Origin of the sequence: Paraburkholderia bryophila (genome assembly GCF_003269035.1) — a bacterium.
Classification (GTDB): Bacteria; Pseudomonadota; Gammaproteobacteria; order Burkholderiales; family Burkholderiaceae; genus Paraburkholderia; species Paraburkholderia bryophila.
The window spans coordinates 1-17,465 of sequence record NZ_QLTK01000021.1 but is presented as its reverse complement, the minus strand read 5'-3'; the positions used below and the strand labels follow the sequence as shown (position 1 = coordinate 17,465).

The 17,465-nt window shown below is 62.5% G+C and carries 14 protein-coding genes; 9 read left to right on the top strand and 5 right to left on the bottom strand.

Translation table 11 applies throughout. The features are described 5' to 3' along the window. Positions 1 to 33: 33 nt before the first annotated feature. The 3 genes from BX591_RS25035 (at position 34) to BX591_RS25025 (ending at position 3,370) form a co-directional block, all read left to right on the top strand. Positions 34 to 996 carry a substrate-binding domain-containing protein gene (locus BX591_RS25035; RefSeq protein ID WP_111934015.1) on the top strand — a complete coding sequence of 321 codons (963 nt, stop codon included), beginning with the start codon at positions 34 to 36 and terminating at the stop codon, positions 994 to 996. Between the two features lie 121 nt (positions 997 to 1,117). Next, positions 1,118 to 2,167, top strand: coding sequence for a sugar phosphate isomerase/epimerase family protein (locus BX591_RS25030; RefSeq protein ID WP_111934014.1), 1,050 nt, complete (start codon positions 1,118 to 1,120; stop codon positions 2,165 to 2,167). Positions 2,168 to 2,218: 51 nt separating this feature from the next. Beyond that, on the top strand, positions 2,219 to 3,370 hold the full coding sequence (locus BX591_RS25025) for a Gfo/Idh/MocA family protein (RefSeq protein ID WP_111934013.1): 1,152 nt from the start codon (positions 2,219 to 2,221) through the stop codon (positions 3,368 to 3,370). A 38-nt stretch (positions 3,371 to 3,408) separates the two neighbouring features. On the opposite strand, the gene BX591_RS25020 is transcribed toward BX591_RS25025, so the two are convergent. The 5 genes from BX591_RS25020 to BX591_RS25000 form a co-directional block, all read right to left on the bottom strand. Continuing rightward, positions 3,409 to 3,669, bottom strand: coding sequence for a hypothetical protein (locus BX591_RS25020; protein ID WP_111934012.1), 261 nt, complete (start codon positions 3,667 to 3,669; stop codon positions 3,409 to 3,411). Between the two features lie 84 nt (positions 3,670 to 3,753). Beyond that, positions 3,754 to 6,948, bottom strand: coding sequence for an efflux RND transporter permease subunit (locus tag BX591_RS25015; RefSeq protein WP_111934011.1), 3,195 nt, complete (start codon positions 6,946 to 6,948; stop codon positions 3,754 to 3,756). 15 nt (positions 6,949 to 6,963) lie between these two features. Beyond that, positions 6,964 to 8,133: an efflux RND transporter periplasmic adaptor subunit gene (locus tag BX591_RS25010; protein ID WP_111934010.1), complete on the bottom strand. Its 1,170-nt coding sequence runs from the start codon at positions 8,131 to 8,133 to the stop codon at positions 6,964 to 6,966. A 306-nt stretch (positions 8,134 to 8,439) separates the two neighbouring features. After that, on the bottom strand, positions 8,440 to 9,609 hold the full coding sequence (locus tag BX591_RS25005) for an ABC transporter substrate-binding protein (protein WP_111934009.1): 1,170 nt from the start codon (positions 9,607 to 9,609) through the stop codon (positions 8,440 to 8,442). 46 nt (positions 9,610 to 9,655) lie between these two features. Continuing rightward, positions 9,656 to 10,597 (bottom strand): CysB family HTH-type transcriptional regulator, encoded by a 942-nt coding sequence (locus BX591_RS25000; protein WP_030101898.1) that lies wholly within the window; start codon positions 10,595 to 10,597, stop codon positions 9,656 to 9,658. 219 nt (positions 10,598 to 10,816) lie between these two features. On the opposite strand from BX591_RS25000, the gene BX591_RS24995 reads away from it, so the two are divergent. The 6 genes from BX591_RS24995 (at position 10,817) to cobA (ending at position 17,064) form a co-directional block, all read left to right on the top strand. After that, the gene (locus BX591_RS24995) at positions 10,817 to 12,496 is read left to right on the top strand and encodes a nitrite/sulfite reductase (RefSeq protein ID WP_111934008.1); all 1,680 of its coding nucleotides are present in this window, start codon (positions 10,817 to 10,819) and stop codon (positions 12,494 to 12,496) included. Between the two features lie 22 nt (positions 12,497 to 12,518). Beyond that, the gene (locus BX591_RS24990) at positions 12,519 to 13,070 is read left to right on the top strand and encodes a DUF934 domain-containing protein (protein WP_111934007.1); all 552 of its coding nucleotides are present in this window, start codon (positions 12,519 to 12,521) and stop codon (positions 13,068 to 13,070) included. Next, positions 13,067 to 13,813: a phosphoadenylyl-sulfate reductase gene (locus tag BX591_RS24985; protein ID WP_111934006.1), complete on the top strand. Its 747-nt coding sequence runs from the start codon at positions 13,067 to 13,069 to the stop codon at positions 13,811 to 13,813. Before BX591_RS24990 ends, BX591_RS24985 begins: the two co-directional genes overlap by 4 nt. 113 nt (positions 13,814 to 13,926) lie before the next feature. Continuing rightward, positions 13,927 to 14,889 carry a sulfate adenylyltransferase subunit CysD gene (gene cysD / locus BX591_RS24980; RefSeq protein WP_111934005.1) on the top strand — a complete coding sequence of 321 codons (963 nt, stop codon included), beginning with the start codon at positions 13,927 to 13,929 and terminating at the stop codon, positions 14,887 to 14,889. 22 nt (positions 14,890 to 14,911) lie between these two features. Continuing rightward, positions 14,912 to 16,228, top strand: a complete 1,317-nt coding sequence (locus BX591_RS24975) for a sulfate adenylyltransferase subunit 1 (protein ID WP_111934004.1) — start codon at positions 14,912 to 14,914, stop codon at positions 16,226 to 16,228. Between the two features lie 80 nt (positions 16,229 to 16,308). Continuing rightward, positions 16,309 to 17,064, top strand: coding sequence for a uroporphyrinogen-III C-methyltransferase (cobA, locus tag BX591_RS24970; protein ID WP_111934109.1), 756 nt, complete (start codon positions 16,309 to 16,311; stop codon positions 17,062 to 17,064). The last annotated feature ends 401 nt before the right edge of the window (positions 17,065 to 17,465 follow it).

Sequence of the window (17,465 nt, the reverse complement as noted above, 5' to 3'; positions counted from 1 at the left end):
CACGAACGCCTCATCGACATTGGAGACACAACCATGAAGCAAGTCATTCGAGCGGTCGGCGCCGGCGTGCTGGCGTTGGGGATACTGGGCACGGCGGGCGTGGCGCGCGCCGACGACAAGGTCGTATTGGGCGTTGCGATTCCGACGGCCGATCACGGCTTTACGGGCGGCATCGTCTGGTGGGCCAACAAGGCGAAGACCGATCTGGAGAAGGCGCATCCCGATCTCAGGATCATCGTGAAGACGGCAGCGGGCTCGCCCGAGCAGGCCAACCAGTTGCAGGATCTGGTGACGGTCAACAAGATCAACGCGCTGGTGATCTTTCCGTTCGAATCGGCGTCGCTCACGCAGCCGGTCGCGCAGGTGAAGAAGAAAGGCGTGTACGTGACGGTGGTGGATCGCGGGCTGACGGACACCAGCGCACAAGATGCGTACGTGGCCGGCGACAACACCGCGTTCGGCAAGATTCCCGCCGAGTACCTGGCGAAAGCGCTCGACGGCAAAGGCAACATCGTCGCGCTGCGCGGCATTCCGACGACGCTCGACAACGAGCGCTGGACCGCGTTCACGAACGTGATCAAGAACTATCCGGAGATGAAGATACTCGACGCGAAATACGCGAACTGGAATCGCGACGACGCGTTCAAGGTGATGCAGGATTACCTGACGCGCTTCAAGCATATCGACGCCGTCTGGGCCGCCGACGACGACATGGCGGTCGGCGTCCTGAAGGCGATCGAGCAGGCCAAACGGACCGACGTCAAGATCGTATTCGGCGGCGCGGGCTCGAAGGGCATGGTGAAGAACGTGATGGACGGTGCGCCGATGATCAAGGCCGACGTGTCGTACTCGCCGAAATTCATCTACGACGCGATCAAGCTTACCGCCGAGGCGCGTCTGAAAGGCGAGAAGCTGCCGGCCACGACGATCATTCCGTCGGTGCTGATCACGAAGGAAAACGCGCAGCAATTTTATTTTCCGGACTCGCCGTTCTGAATCCGGGCTGAGGTTGGCGTGATGGCTGTGTGATGTTGGCCTGAGCATCTGGAGCGCGGTGGCCGGGTTTTTTTCTACGGCGAAGGCACGGCTGGCGCGCTCCCGTTCGAGGAACCGTACGATGAAAACCATCAAAGGGCCGGCAATCTTTCTCGCCCAGTTCATGGGCGACGAAGTGCCGTTCGACAACCTCGCGCACCTCGCGGAGTGGGCGGCGGGTCTCGGCTTCAAAGGCATCCAGGTGCCGTGCGATCCGCGTCTGATCGATCTGGGGCAGGCGGCGGCGAGCCAGACCTATTGCGATGAATTGCGCGAGACCGCGGAAAACGCGGGCGTGACGATCACTGAACTGTCGACGCATTTGCAAGGCCAACTGGTTGCGGTGCATCCTGCTTACGACGCGTTGTTCGACGGATTTGCCGCGCCGCAAGTGCGAGGCAATCCGGCGGCGCGCACGCAATGGGCGATCGAGCAACTGAAGCTGGCCGCGAAAGCTTCACAGCGTTTGGGCTTGAGCACGCATGTGTCGTTTTCCGGTGCGCTGGCGTGGCCGTATCTGTACCCGTGGCCGCAGCGTCCGGCCGGTCTGGTTGACGCCGCATTCGACGAACTCGCGCGCCGCTGGACGCCGATTCTCGATGCGTTCGACGCCGCCGGTGTCGACGTGTGCTACGAACTCCATCCGGGCGAAGATCTGCACGATGGTGTGACTTTCGAGCGTTTTCTCGAGGCGGTGAAACAGCACGCACGGGCCAATATTCTTTACGACCCGAGCCATTTCGTTTTGCAGCAGCTCGACTATCTGGCGTTTATCGACATCTATCACGAGCGGATCAAAGCGTTCCATGTGAAGGACGCGGAGTTTCGACCGAACGGCAAACAAGGCGTGTACGGCGGGTATAACGGCTGGGTCGAACGCGCGGGGCGCTTCAGGTCGCTCGGCGACGGGCAGATCGATTTCGGTGCGATCTTCTCGAAGATGGCGCAGTACGACTTTCCCGGCTGGGCGGTACTGGAATGGGAGTGCGCGTTGAAGCATCCGCATGATGGCGCGCGCGAAGGTGCGGAGTTTATCCGGCGGCACATCATTCGTGTGGCCGAGCATGCGTTCGATGATTTCGCGGGGAGTGGGGTGGATGCCGGGGCGCTTAGGCGGCTGCTGGGAATTTGAGGTTGCACGTACGGCGCGAGTGCCGCATACGGGAGTCGAGGAGCGTAGACAATGCAACAAAGAAAGCTCAGGTTGGGCATGGTCGGCGGCGGACAAGGCGCGTTCATCGGCGCGGTGCACCGGATCGCGGCGCGGCTCGACGATCGATTCGACTTAGTGGCGGGCGCGTTGTCGTCCGATCCGCAGCGTGCGCGGGCCAGCGCGGCCGAGGCGGGCATCGCGCGTAGCTACGCCGACTGGCGCGAGATGGCGCGCGCCGAAGCCGCCCGCGACGACGGTATCGACGCGGTGGCGATCGTCACGCCGAATCATCTGCATGCGCCGGTCGCGACCGCGTTTCTCGAAGCCGGGATTCACGTGATCTGCGACAAACCATTGGCGATTTCGCTGGCGGAAGGCGAGGCGCTCGCGAAACTCGCGCGCGAGAAGAACCGGCTGTTTGCGTTGACGCATACCTATTCCGGCTATCCGATGGTGCGTTACGCGCGTGAACTGATCGACTCGGGCGAACTCGGCGCATTGCGCGTGGTGCAAGTCGAGTACGCGCAAGACTGGCTGGCGGAACCGGTCGAAACGAGCGGCACGAACAAGCAGGCCGGCTGGCGCACGGACCCCGCGTTAGCGGGTCCGGCGGGCTGTCTTGGCGATATCGGCACACATGCCTATCACCTCGCGGCTTTCGTCACGGGGATGACGCCGTCGGCGCTGGCGGCGGAGGTGCATACCTTCGTGCCGGGACGTCGCATCGACGATCACGTGCAGGCGATGCTGCGCTATCCGAACGGCGCGCGCGGCATGCTATGGGCGAGTCAGGTGGCGAGTGGCGCGGAGAACGCGCTGCGTTTGCGCGTGTATGGAACGAAAGCGAATCTCGCCTTCGATCAGGAACAGCCGAATGAAGTGTGGTTCGCGCCCTTGGCGGGTTCGGCTGAACGCTTGACACGCGGGCGGGTGAAAAGTGCGATTGCGGCGCATGCGACGCGGGTGCCGGCGGGACATCCTGAAGGCTACCTGGAAGCGTTCGCGCAGTTGTACAAAGACGCGGCGTTGCAGATCGAAGCGTTGGACTCGGGGCGCGCGCTGCCGGCGGAAAGCCTGTTGCTGACGACGGTGGAGGACGGTGTGGCGGGGCTGCGGTTCATCGATGCGATGCTTGCGAGCAGCGCGGCGGATGGGCAGTGGCGGGAGATTGGGGGCGCTTGAGAAAGCCTGCGAGCGCTCAAAAGCGCTGACCCCTCCGCTCAACCGCCCTTGCTTTTCTTGATCTGCTCTTCGAACGCGATATCGAGCTTGCTAGCCTTACGCGGTTTCTGCGGGCCGTACGCGTCGACGAATTTGACGAAGTCGTCGAGCGTGAGCGGGTCGGAGACTTTTTTATCCGATCCGCTCGACTTGTCGACCAGATAGAACAAACCGCCTGACAGGCTGATCGCGGCGAACTGCGGATTGCCGCTGCGCGTTTTCAGCCGCTCGACAGCGTGGATGGCTCGGGTGGTGCGCATGGTGGGGGCTGCGGGTGGGGGAAAGACCGCTACTTTAACAATTTCGCCGAAGCGGCGCGTCTATCCCGTCAGTCCCCGATCCGCTTACTGCGGCTTGCGCGACAATTTCCGCCGCACCCAACTCCCCCAATCCTCCAGCACCGTATAAACCACCGGCACCACCACCAGCGTCAGAATCGACGACGTGATCACCCCGCCGATCACCGTCTGTCCCAACGGCCCGCGCTGCTCGCCGCCTTCGCCCAGCGCCGCCGCCAACGGCAGCATGCCGAAGATCATTGCCAGCGTGGTCATCAGAATCGGTCGCAGCCGCACCCGCGCTGCTTCGAGCAAGGCCTCGCGCCGCTCCATCTTGCGGCCCCTCCCGGACGCATCCAGCAGCGTGCCGCGCCGCGCCTGATTCGCAAAGTCCACCAGCAGAATGGCGTTCTTCGTCACGAGCCCCATCAGCATCACGAAGCCGATGATCGAAAACATGTTCAACGTGCTGCCGAACAGCAACAGCGCGACCAGCACGCCGATCAGCGTGAGCGGCAGCGACGCCATGATCGCGAGCGGTTGCGCGAAACTCGCGAACTGCGACGCCAGAATCATGTAGATGAAAATCACCGCCAGCGCCAACGCCTCCACCGCGTAAATGAACGACTCGTTCATGCTCTTGGTCGAGCCTTCGAAGCGGTAGTGATAGCCCGCCGGCAGATGCATCGCGTCGAGCGTTTTCGCGACGTCGGCGGCGACCTCCCCGGGCGAGCGGCCGTTCACGTTCGCCGACAACTCCACCTCGCGTTGCAGATCGCGCCGGTTCAGCACGTCGGGGCCGGTCGTCTTGACGATGTCCGCGATCTGCCGCAGCGGCACCAGCACCGGCGCGCCGTTCGCGTCGGTGCGATTGGTGGCGATCATCAGCCGGGCGAGATCGTCCACGTCCTGGCGCTGCTCGCGCGGCAGCCGCACGCTGACGTCGTAGTCCTGGTCGTCGGGCGCGCGCCAGGTGCTGATCGCGTCGCCGGACAGCAGGGGCCGCAGCGCCGTGCCGATATCCGCGACGCCTACGCCGAGGTCGGAGGCGAGTTCGCGCTTCACGTTGATCGCGACGATCGGCTTGTCCGCCTTCAGGCTCGAATCCAGATCGACGAGCCCAGGGATCTTCGCCATGCGCGCCTGAGCCACGTCGGACAGGCGACGTAGTTCGTCGATGTTGTCGCCCTGCAAGCTCAACTGAATCGCCTTGGTGCTGCCCGCGCCGTCGGACATGCCGATCTCGGTCACGGCCACGCCCGCCACCGACGCCAGCCGCGCGCGAAACGCCTCGTTCAGTTCGACCACGCCGCGCGTGCGATCGCGCCGGTCTTTCAGGCGGACGGTAATGAGCGCGGTGTTCTTGCCCTGCGTATTGCCCGAATTGACCGTTGCATACGTGAAGCGCACTTCGGGGTAGGTCGCGAGAATCGCCTGCACCTGTTTGACTTTCTCCGACGTCGCTTCGAGCGACGTCCCCACCGGCGTATTCAAGCCGATCTGCGTTTCCGAGAAGTCCGCGTTTGGCACGAACTCGGTGCCGACGAACGGCACCAGAAACAGGCTGCCGAAAAACGTGACCGCCGCGATGACCAGCGTGATCGCGCGATGCTTCAGCGACCACCCGAGCAGCCGCTGATAAAACGCCGTGAGTCGGTCGATCTGCGTGTCGAACAGATGCAGCGAACGCTGGATCAAACGGCCGTAACGGTAGCCCTTGCGTCCGGTGTCTGCGTCGTGCAGATCGGGGTCCGGCCAGATCGACGACAGCATCGGATCGAGCGTGAACGACACGAACATCGAGATCAGCACGGCGGCCGCGACCGTAATGCCGAACTGGTGGAAGAAGCGGCCGATGATGCCGCCCATGAAGCCGACCGGCAAAAACACCGCGACGATCGAGAAGGTAGTGGCCAGCACGGCCAGCGCGATTTCCTTGGTGCCGTCGAGCGCGGCGGTGCGATGGTCCGCGCCGAGCTGCACGTGCCGCACGATGTTCTCGCGCACGACGATCGCGTCGTCGATCAGCAGGCCGACGCACAGCGACAGCGCCATTAGCGTGATCACGTTGATCGTGAAGCCGCACGCGTACATCACCGCGAACGTGCCGATCAGCGCGATGGGCAGCGTGAGACCGGTGATCACCGTGCTGCGCCACGAGCCGAGGAACAGGAACACGATCAGCACGGTGAGCAACGCACCTTCGAGCAGGGTGCGTTTCACTTCGTTGACGCTGTCTTCGATTTCGATCGACGAGTCGTCGGTGACATCGAGCTTGACGCCGGGCGGCAGCAGCGGCTGCAAACGCGCGACTTCGTCACGCACGCCGTGCGCCACGTCGACCGTGTTTTCTCCCTGCGCCTTGATGATCGACACGAACAACGCGCGCTGGCCGTTCAATAGCGCGGTGCTGTCCGGTTCCTGCTGGCCGTCCACCACGTCGGCGACCTGATCGAGCGTGACCGGTTGCGTCGCCGAGCTTGCCGTGGGAATCGCGGACTGCGCGCCACGTCGCGCGATGATGATGCGCTTGAAGTCGTCCGGCTTATCGAAACGGCCCTTGATCTGCACGGTCTGTTCGATATGGCTCGACGTGAGCGGGCCGGCCGGAATTTCCTGATTCTCGTTCTGCACCGCGCGGATCACCTGATCGACGCCGATCGACAACGCTTGCAGTTTTTCCGGCTTCACGTCGATCTGCACCTGACGTTTGACGCCGCCCACCAGCGACACCGAGCCGACGCCGCGTACGGTTTCGAGCCGCTTGCGCACGATCTGATCGGCAACGGTGGTGAGGTCGCGCGTGGACAGGGTGGCGCCCGGCGCGTTCGACACCGCGACCGTGACGATCGGCGTGTCCGCCGGGTCGTAGCGCAACACGCGCGGGTCCTTCACGCCGTCGCGCAGGTCCGGGCGGATCAGCGCGATCTTGTCGCGCACGTCTTGCGCGGCCTGTACCGCGTCGACCGAGAGATCGAATTGCACGATCACGACCGATTGCGCGTCGTAGGAGCGCGACGTGATTTCGTCGATGCCGCTGATCGTGTTGACCGCTTCCTCGATCTTGCGCGTGACGTCGGACTCGACCGATTCCGGCGAGGCGCCCGGATAGGCGGTCTGCACGACCACGATCGGAAAGGTGATGTCGGGAAACTGATCGACTTTCAGGCGCTGATAAGAGAACAGACCGATGACGAGCAGCGCCATCATCATCATCGTGGCGAGCACCGGGTTGCCGATGCTGATGCGGGTGAACCACATGGGCGCGGGCTCCGGTCAGTGCTGGCCGGCGGCCGGCGACGCGGCCTGCGCCGATGAAGCCGGCTGCACCACATGCACCGTACTGCCGATCCGCAACGAGCCGAGATTGTTCTTCACGATCTGCTCGCCGAGGTTCAACTGTCCGCTGGTGATTTCGGTCCACGCGTCGCCGTCGGCCTCGCCGGTCGCACCGGTCTGCACCGGCTGCTCGACCAGCTTGCCGCCGACCAGCGCGTACACGCTGTGGCGCGCGCCGTCGGTACGGACCGCGGTGGCGGGCACCACCAGCACGTTCTGCCGGCTGCCCACCGCGATCGTGCCCGTGCCGAACATGCCAACCCGCAACGTGCCCGCCGGATTGGCGACCTGCACATACACCATGATCGAACGCGAGCCCGGCTGCGCGGCCGGATTGATCCGCGTGATCGCGCCTTGCACCGGCGTATCGATACCGTCGAAGGCGATGCTCACCGGCTGGCCGATGCGTACGCGGCCGATCTCGCCGACCGGCACCGGCGCTTCCAGTTCGAGCGTGCGCAGATCGACCACGTCGAACAGCTTGGTGTCGACGGCGACTTTTTCGCCCGGCTCGACCGAGCGTGTAGCGACCTGTCCGTCGAGCGGCGAGCGCACGGTCGTATCGTCGAGCGATAGATTCGACGACGCCAGCGCGGCTCGCGCCGCATCCAGGTTCGCGCGGGCGATTTCGTACTGGCTTTGCGCGGTGTCGAACGCGTTCTTCGAAATGAAGCCTTTTTCGACCAGCACGCGGTTGTTGTCGAGCGTCTGTTTGGCGATGTCGAGCTGGCCGGCCATGGCCGCCATCTGGCCGCGGCTTTGTTCGGCGCGCGCCACGTAATCGCGGGCGTCGATTTTGGCCAGGATCTGGCCGGTCTTGACCGTGTCGCCCTCGCGCACCGCGACGTCGAGCGCCGAGCCGGCCACTTTCGATTTGACCGCGGCCTGCGTGATCGCGCGCAGCGAGCCGGTCAACGGCAAGGTTTCGGAGAGAGTGCGGCGGCTGACCGTGGTGAGATCGTCGGGTGCGAATTCGACGACCGAAGAGACGGTTTCCGGGGCGGCAGCGTGTGCGCCGCGCTTCCTGATAGCCTGGGCAATCGCGATAGCGAGGATCACGATGACGACAAGGGCGGCGATGACGATACGTTTTCTGGTTTTTAGCATGCGCGGTCTGACGGACTTCACGGCATTGGCGGAACGCGCCGGCGGCCTCGTGATCGGGAGGCGCCGCGCGTTCGCACGGAATCGGCGAATTGGCCTGAGCCTGCGGTCACACGCAAGCGGGCCGTCAGCATGGTACACGCAGCGTGCGTGCGATGCGCCGCCCGAACGGGTTGCGCGAATAGCAGGCGGGCGCGATGGCCGGAATGCGGCCGTCGTGCCGTGTGCGGCGATGAGCGGCGCGGAACTCGCCGCGCATGCCGACGGGTGTCGCGGCTCAGCCGCTCACTGGGTGACTGACTTCGTCGCTCACTGACTCAGGTAGACAAACTTGCCGTTCTTGATGATGCCCATCACGCTGGCGCGCTGATCCAAACCGACGTGATCCTTCGGGCTCGTATTGACGACACCGTTCGGCACCACCAGTTCATGCGCGTGTTCCAGTTCGTCGCGCAATGCGGTGCGAAACGCCGGCGTGCCCGGCTGCGCCGTCTTCAATGCTCGCGCCACGGCGTCCTGCAAGCGCGGGTACACGCCGGCCGCGTCGCCTGCGAACTGCGTCACGCTGCCCGCGCCGTACTTCGCTTCGTACTCGTTGGTGAACGCGAGGGCCGCTTTCTTCGCCGGATGATCGGCCGGCAGCGTGCGCGCCACCACGACCGGCTGGGTCGGGAACAGCGTGCCTTCCACGTCCTTGCCGCCCAGCTTGATGAACTCCGGTGTGGCGATGCCGTGCGTCTGGTAGATCGGGCCTTTATAGCCGCGTTCGATCAGCGTGCGTTGCGGCAGCACGGTCGGCGTGCCCGCGCCGGCGATCAGGATCGCGTCCGGTTTAGCCGCCATCAGCTTCAGAATCTGGCCGGTGACGCTGGCATCGGTGCGGTTATAGCGCTCGGTCGCGACCAGCTGAATGTGACGCAAGGCCGCGAACTTGCTGAACTCGTTGAGCCAGCTTTCGCCGTAGCCATCCGCGAAACCGATGAAGCCCACGGTCTTCACGTTGTGGTTCGACATGTAGCGTGTCATCACGTCGGCCATCGCGCTGTCGGTCTGCGCCATTTTGTACGCCCACACCTTCTTGCCTTCCTGCGGCTCGACGACGCTGGCGGAGCCGATCAGCGTGATCATCGGCGTCTGGCTTTCGGCGACCGGATCGAGCGCGGCCATTGCCGCCGGCGTGATGTTCGGGCCGACGATCACGTCGACGTGGTCCTCGTTGATCAGCTTGCGGATGTTGCGCACGGCGACGCCCGGGTCGGACGCATCGTCGAGGAAAATGTAGTCGGCTTTCTGGCCGGCGATCGTGGCGGGCCACATCAGCATCGCGTTCTTGCTGGTGATGCCGATCACGGCCGCCGGGCCGGTGCTCGACAGGTCGATGCCGACCTTGATGTCGGCGTGCGCGGCGGTGGCGAGCAACAGCGCGCCGAGGGCGGCCAGGCCGCGAATGCTGTTTTTATGCGACTGATGCGACGTCATCGGGAGGTCTCCGTAGCGGGAAGCGTGCTGCTGTCAAATACTGCGGTCAAAGTTCGTAGGTTTCGTGTTCGCCCTTCAAGGCCTGTTCGATCAGCTTGCGGTTCATGCTCGGCGACAACAGTTCGACGAGCGTGTACACATAGCTGCGCAGATAGGCGCCCTGTTTCAGCGCGACCCGCGTCACATTGCTGCCGAACAGGTGGCCGACCGGCATGGCACGTAAATGACGGTCGCGCTCGGCGTTGAACGCGATATCCGCCATGATGCCGACGCCCAGACCCAGTTCCACGTAGGTCTTGATCACGTCGGCGTCGATCGCCTCCAGCACGATGTCCGGATGCAGGCCGCGCAGGCGGAACGCCTCGTTGATCTTGGTGCGGCCGGCGAACGCGTTGTCGTAGGTGATCAGCGGATACTGGGTCAGATCATCCAGCGACAAAAGTTTGCGGTCGAGTAGGGGGTGATCCGGCTGCATGACCGCGACGTGATGCCACTGGAAGCAGGGCAGCGACACCAGTTCCTTGTAGTTGGCGACGGCTTCGGTGGCGATCGCCAGATCGGCCTGGTCGTGGATCACCATTTCGGCGACTTGGGTCGGGCTACCTTGCAGAATCGAAAGGTGAACCTTGGGGAAGCGCTTCTTGAACTCGGCGATCGCCGCCGGCAGCGAATAGCGCGCCTGCGTGTGGGTCGCGGCGATAACCAGATTGCCCTGATCCTGCGCTGCGTAATCTTTACCGACTCGCTTGAGACTCTCCACTTCCTGCAGGATCCTCTCGACTGACTGCAAAATGATGCGCCCCGGCTCGGTCAGCGAGCGCACCCGCTTGCCGTGCCGCGTGAAGATTTCGACGCCCAGCTCGTCTTCCAGCTCGATGATCGCCTTGGAAACGCCCGGCTGGCTGGTAAACAGTGCCTTGGCCGCCTCCGTCAGGTTGAAATTCTGCCGCACGGCCTCGCGGACGAAGCGGAACTGGTGCAGGTTCATATATAACCTCTCCGCATATCAAAGTAATTTTTTAGTCGTTTGAAATATAAGGCGAGTTTATTACGATCTGTCCATCTTTTTCAATATGGATATCTGTATTTGTCATAAGCAAATGAGAGATGGGTCTAAACCCTCGTTTGCAGCAGCTGACTAACACCAGGTATTCAAGGCGCAGCGGAACCGGACCGCTGTGTGTCACGCAAAAATTGGGGTCCCCGAATGTACCAATACGATCAGTACGACCAGACCATCGTCGATGAACGGGTCGCGCAGTACGCCGATCAGGTTCGCCGCCGCTTGTCGGGCGAATTGAGCGAAGAGGAGTTTCGTCCGCTGCGTCTGCAGAATGGCCTGTACATGCAGCGCCACGCGTACATGCACCGCATCGCGATTCCCTACGGCAACCTGCGTAGCGACCAGATGCGCGTGCTCGCGCAGATCGCCCGCGAACACGACCGCGGTTACGGCCATTTCTCGACGCGCTCGAACATCCAGTACAACTGGATCCAGCTCGAGGAAACGCCGGAAATCCTGCGCAAGCTCGCCGCGGTGCAGATGCACGGCATCCAGACCTCGGGTAATTGCATCCGCAATATCACTGCGGACCAGTTCGCCGGTGTCGCGCCGGACGAAATGGTCGATCCGCGCCCGTGGGCGGAAATCCTGCGTCAATGGTCGACGTTCCATCCGGAATTCGCGTGGCTGCCGCGCAAGTTCAAGATCGCCGTCTCGGGTTCGAAGGAAGACCGCGCTGCCGTGCAGATTCACGACATGGGCGTGTATCTGAAGAAGAACGAGCAGGGCGAACTGGTGGTCGACATTCTGGCCGGCGGCGGCATGGGCCGCACGCCGATCATCGGCGCGATCATCCGCAAGGACTTGCCGTGGCAACACCTGCTGTCGTACTGCGAAGCCGTGCTGCGCGTGTATAACCGCTATGGCCGCCGCGACAACATCTACAAGGCGCGCATCAAGATTCTCGTGAAGGCGCTGAGCCCGGAGAAATTCTCCGCGCAGGTCGAAGAAGAATGGCAGCACCTGAAGGACGGTCCGGCGACGCTCACGCAAGCCGAAGTGGATCGCGTGTCGCAGTACTTCCAGCCGCCGGTGTACGAAAAGCTGGCCGATACCGATGCTTCGTTCGAAAAGCATCTGCTGGAAAACCGTGCGTTCGCCCGTTGGGTCGAGCGTAACGTGCGTCCGCATAAGGTGTCGGGTTACGCGTCGGTGACGCTGTCGCTGAAGCCGACCACGATCGCCCCGGGCGACGCGACGGATACGCAGATGGAAGCCGTTGCCGATTGGGCCGACGAATATTCGCTCGGCGAGATTCGCGTGTCGCACGAACAGAACCTGATTCTCGCGAACGTCAGGAAGCGCGACCTGTTCGCGCTGTGGGAAAAGGCCAAGGCGCAAGGTTTCGCGACGCCGAACATCGGCTTGCTGACCGATATCATCGCATGCCCGGGCGGCGATTTCTGCTCGCTCGCGAATGCCAAGTCGATTCCGATCGCGCTGGCGATTCAGGAACGTTTCAACGATCTCGACTACGTGTACGACCTCGGCGACGTGTCGCTGAATATCTCGGGTTGTATCAATGCGTGCGGTCACCATCACGTCGGCAACATCGGCATTCTGGGCGTCGATAAGGACGGCTCGGAGTGGTATCAGGTGACGCTCGGCGGCGAGCAGGGAACGGGTGCGAATGGCGCGAGCCTCGGCCGCGTGATCGGCCCGTCGTTCTCGGCGGAAGAAATGCCGGACGTGATGAGCAAGGTGATCGATACGTTTGTCGAGCATCGCCACGAAGGCGAGCGTTTCATCGAAACGTATAACCGCATCGGCATGGCTCCGTTCAAGGAGCGTGTGTACGCCTCGCGTCAACCGGCTCACGCGTAACCGCGATAAGGATACTGAACAGATGGCTTCTATCATCAAGAATCGCGCGATCGTCAACGACGACTGGACGCTCGTGCGCCCGGCCGAAGACGGCTCGCTGCCGGCGGTGAACGACTTGCCTGCGGGCAAGGTGCTGGTGCCGCTCGCGCTGTGGCAGGCTGAACGCGAGGCGCTGGCCGCTTCGCGCGGCGCCGCTGAAATCGGCGTGTGGCTGGCACCGGATAACGAACCGGCGGATCTCGTCGCCGACTTCGACAAGATCGCGCTGATCGGCGTGGACTTCCAGGTGTTCCGCGACGGCCGTGGTTACAGCATTGGCCGCTTGCTGCGCGAGCGTTACGGCTACAAGGGCGAACTGCGCGCGATCGGCGACGTGTTGCGCGATCAGATTACGTTTATGTTCCGTTGCGGTTTCGATGCTTACGCGCTGCGCGAGGACAAGGATTTCGACGACGCGCTGAAAGCGTTCGACGAATTCAGCGTGCAGTACCAGGGCGCGGTGGACAACCCGCTGCCGTGGTTTCGTCGCCGTGAAGCGGCTGCCGCCGCTGCCGCCGAAAAGGCCTCGGCATGACGATCGTCACCTCGCTCACGCCGGAACTCGCTGCGAAGGTCGAGCGCCTGAATGCGCTGCTCGATTCGATCGCCGCGCGTCACACGAACGTGAAGCTCGCCAGCAGCCTCGCGGCGGAAGACATGCTGCTCACCCACGCGATCCTGTCGCGCGGCGTGAAGATCGGCATCTTCTCGCTGAACACGGGCCGCTTGCATGCGGAAACGCTCGGCATGCTCGATCGTGTGAAAGACCGCTATGGCTACGACATCGAACAGTTTCATCCGCTGGCGGCTTCGGTTGACGACTATGTCAGCTCGCACGGTCTGAACGCGTTCTATGAAAGCGTCGATCTGCGCAAGCGCTGCTGCGAAATCCGCAAGGTCGAGCCGCTCAATCGCGCGCTGTCGGATGTCAGCGCGTGGGTGACGGGGCAACGTCGCGAACAATCCGTGACGCGTGCCGAGCTGCATGCGGAAGAGCACGACGCCGCGCGCGACATCGCCAAGTTCAATCCGCTCACCGATTGGACGGAAACCGAAGTGTGGGACTATCTGAAAGCGTTCGACGTGCCGGTCAATCCGCTGCATGCGCGTGGCTATCCGAGCATTGGCTGCGAGCCGTGTACGCGCGCAATCCGTCCCGGTGAAGACAGCCGGGCAGGGCGCTGGTGGTGGGAGTCGCGCGATACGAAGGAATGTGGGTTGCATATCACGACGATCACCCCGATTCCGTTCAATAGCAGCGAGAGTGCATCGGCTTGAAAGTTTGGGTCTGAATGGACCTTGGCTTCCGGTTCGAACACCGCATCTACTGATTTGAATACTTCCGCGTCGGCAAGCCACCGCTTGCCGGGCGAATCAACGAAGGACCGAACATGAGCACCACGCTCGACTCCACTGTGAACGCACCACTCGCTAATACGGCAAACCGGATGGATCACCTCGATTGGCTCGAAGCCGAGTCGATTCATATCCTGCGCGAACTGGTCGCCGAATGCAGCAAGCCCGCGCTGCTGTTTTCGGGCGGCAAGGATTCGGTCGTCGTGCTGCATCTGGCGCTGAAGGCGTTCGGCATCGGCGCGAATCGCAAAACCGTGCTGCCGTTCCCGCTCGTGCATATCGACACGGGCCACAACTACGACGAAGTGATCGACTTCCGCGATCGCCGTGCGAAAGAGATCGGCGCGGAACTGGTGGTGGGTCACGTCGAAGATTCGATCAAGCGCGGCACCGTGCGTCTGCGTCGCGAACTGGATTCGCGCAACGCCGCGCAAGCGGTGACGTTGCTCGAAACTATCGCTGAGCACGGCTATACCGCGCTGATCGGCGGTGCGCGTCGTGACGAAGAAAAGGCGCGTGCGAAAGAACGTATCTTCTCGTTCCGCGACGAATTCGGTCAGTGGGATCCGAAGGCGCAGCGTCCGGAACTGTGGAGCCTGTATAACGCGCGTCTGCATAACGGCGAACATCTGCGGGTGTTTCCGATCTCGAACTGGACCGAACTCGACGTATGGCAGTACATTGCGCGCGAACAGCTCGAACTGCCGTCGATCTATTACGCGCATCAGCGCGAGATCGTGCGTCGCAATGGCCTGCTCGTGCCGGTTACGCCGCTCACGCCGATGCGTGAAGGCGAAACCAGCGAGACCGCGCTGGTGCGTTTCCGGACCGTTGGCGATATCAGCTGCACGTGCCCGGTGGAAAGCGATGCGGATGATCTCGAGAAGATCATCGCCGAAACGGCCGTGACCGAAATCACGGAACGCGGCGCAACGCGGATGGACGACCAGGTGTCCGAAGCCGCGATGGAACAGCGTAAGAAGCAAGGTTACTTTTAAGCACACACGAGGCCACAAAATCATGAGCGGTATTCACCAACCAGAAGACCTCGGCGTGCTGCGTTTCATCACTGCGGGCAGCGTCGACGATGGCAAGAGCACGTTGATCGGCCGTCTGCTGTACGACAGCAAGGCCGTGTTGAGCGACCAGCTCTCGGCACTGTCGCGCGCGAAGAACAAGCGTACCGTGGGCGACGAAATCGATCTGTCGCTGCTGACCGACGGCCTCGAAGCCGAACGCGAACAGGGCATTACGATCGACGTCGCGTATCGCTACTTCGCCACCGCGAAGCGCAAGTTCATCATTGCCGATACGCCGGGTCACGAGCAATACACGCGCAATATGGTGACCGGCGCGTCGACCGCGCACGCCGCGATCATTCTGGTCGATGCGACACGTGTCACGTTTATCGATGGCGTCGCGCAATTGCTGCCGCAAACCAAGCGTCATAGCGCGATCGTCAAGCTGCTCGGTTTGCAGCATGCGATCGTCGCGATCAACAAGATGGATCTGGTCGACTACAGCGAGCAACGCTTCAACGAGATTCGCGATGCGTATGTCGAACTCGCGCGTCAATTGGGCTTGAACGATGTGCGCTTCGTGCCGGTGTCGGCGTTGAAGGGCGACAACATCGTGACCGCTAGCGAAAGCATGCCGTGGTATGCGGGCGAGCCGCTGCTCGACCTGCTCGAAGCGTTGCCGGTGGACATTCCGACGGGTCAGGCGCTGCGTTTCCCGGTGCAATGGGTCGCGCGTCAGGACGGCAGTCAGGCCGACGATTTCCGCGGCTACATGGGCCGTGTCGAAGCGGGCGAAGTGAAGGTGGGCGACACGATCGTCGTGCTGCCGGCGAATCGCGAAGCCACCGTGGCCGAGATTATCGCGCCGGTGGTGGGCGGCACGGCGCTGGTGGATCGCGCGTTTGCCGGTCAGACGGTGACGATCCGTCTCGCGGAAGATGTCGATGTGTCGCGCGGCGATACCTTCGTGCTGCGTGAAGCAGCGCCGGAACCGGCGAAGAAGCTGGAAGCCGATCTGTGCTGGTTCGACGACACGCCGCTGTCGACGCAACGCAAGTATCTGTTGAAGCAGACCACCAATACGGTGTTCGCGCGCATCGGCGCGATCAAGGAAGTGCTCGACGTGCATACGTTGTCGCAGGCGACCGATCGCAAGGAACTGGCCATGAACGATATCGGCCGTGTTGCGCTGACGTTGCAGAAGCCGCTGGTGTGCGATGTGTATGATTCGCATCAGGGGACGGGGGCGTTCGTGCTGATCGACGAGGCGACGCACCATACCGTCGCGGCTGGGATGATTCGGGCGTTTTCGGCTTAAATAAGGTTAGGTGACGCGTTGCCGGCTTTGCCGGTTGGTTGCTGTGTGCCTTTGGCGCCCTTACGGACAGGTTGATGCAAATGGGTAAGGTTTATTTGATCGGCGCGGGGCCGGGTGCCGCGGATCTGATTACCGTGCGCGGCGCGCGGCTTTTAGGTTCGGCGGATGTGGTGTTGCATGATGCTTTGATCGAGCCGGCCATGCTCGACTATGCGCCTTCGCACGCGCGGCGGATTGCTGTCGGCAAGCGCTGTGGGCAGCTTTCCACTGCGCAGCAGTTCATCAACAAGCAGATCGTGGACGCTGCGCTCGAACATCAGGTCGTGGTCCGGCTCAAGGGGGGCGATCCTATGTTGTTCGGGCGCGCCGATGAGGAAATGCGCGCGCTTGAGGCGGCTGGGATCGAGTATGAGGTCGTGCCTGGTATCACTGCCGCGTTGGCTAGTGCGGCTTCCTTGAAGCGGTCTTTGACGTTGCGTGGCGTGTCCCGGAGTGTGGCTCTGGCGACTTTTAGTCGGGCTGCTGGCTCCGATGAGATCCGTGAGCAGGTCAACGCGGATTCGGTTGTGTTTTATATGGGCCGGGATAGTGGGGTTGAGATTGCACAGCAGTTGATCGAGGCTGGGCGGCCTGCTTCTACGCCTGTGGCGATTGTTGAGGCTTGTAGTACGCCTCGGGAAAGGATTTTGACGCTCACGCTTGAAGGGCTTGCTTGTGGTGAGGCAGTGGCGTGGGTTGATGCTGCGCAGCCTAGTCTGGTGATGGTTGGGGAGGCTTTTGCCGATCGGCACCTGGATCGGGATCGGTCTTTGGGTGGGGTTTTGGTGGCGGCTTGATTGGGGTTTTGTCCGCTGCGCGGGTTCGGTTGGTCTCTTTGGGTGTTGGCCTTTTCTTGATTTTTTAGTGGTCTATTGGCGTTGCCCCTGTGCGGGGCGGCACTCACTTTTCTTTGCCTGCCGCAAAGAAAAGTAAGCAAAAGAAAGCGGCTCACACCGCTAACTCATAAGCGGGTCCCTCGCGCAGGTCCGGTAGTGGTGCATCTGGAATCTGGGCTCTCGCACACTCCACGCTCGTGACACAGCAGTCATTCTTCCGGCGGCGCTGCGCGCGCCGCGGCGGTTGTTCACGCACCGCCCCTGCTAAGGGACCTATCCGTGATTTTGTGGGCGAGGCATATCATGAAGGATGAATATCATGGATATGCCGATCATGAAAAAGAAACGTACTGTGGCCTCTC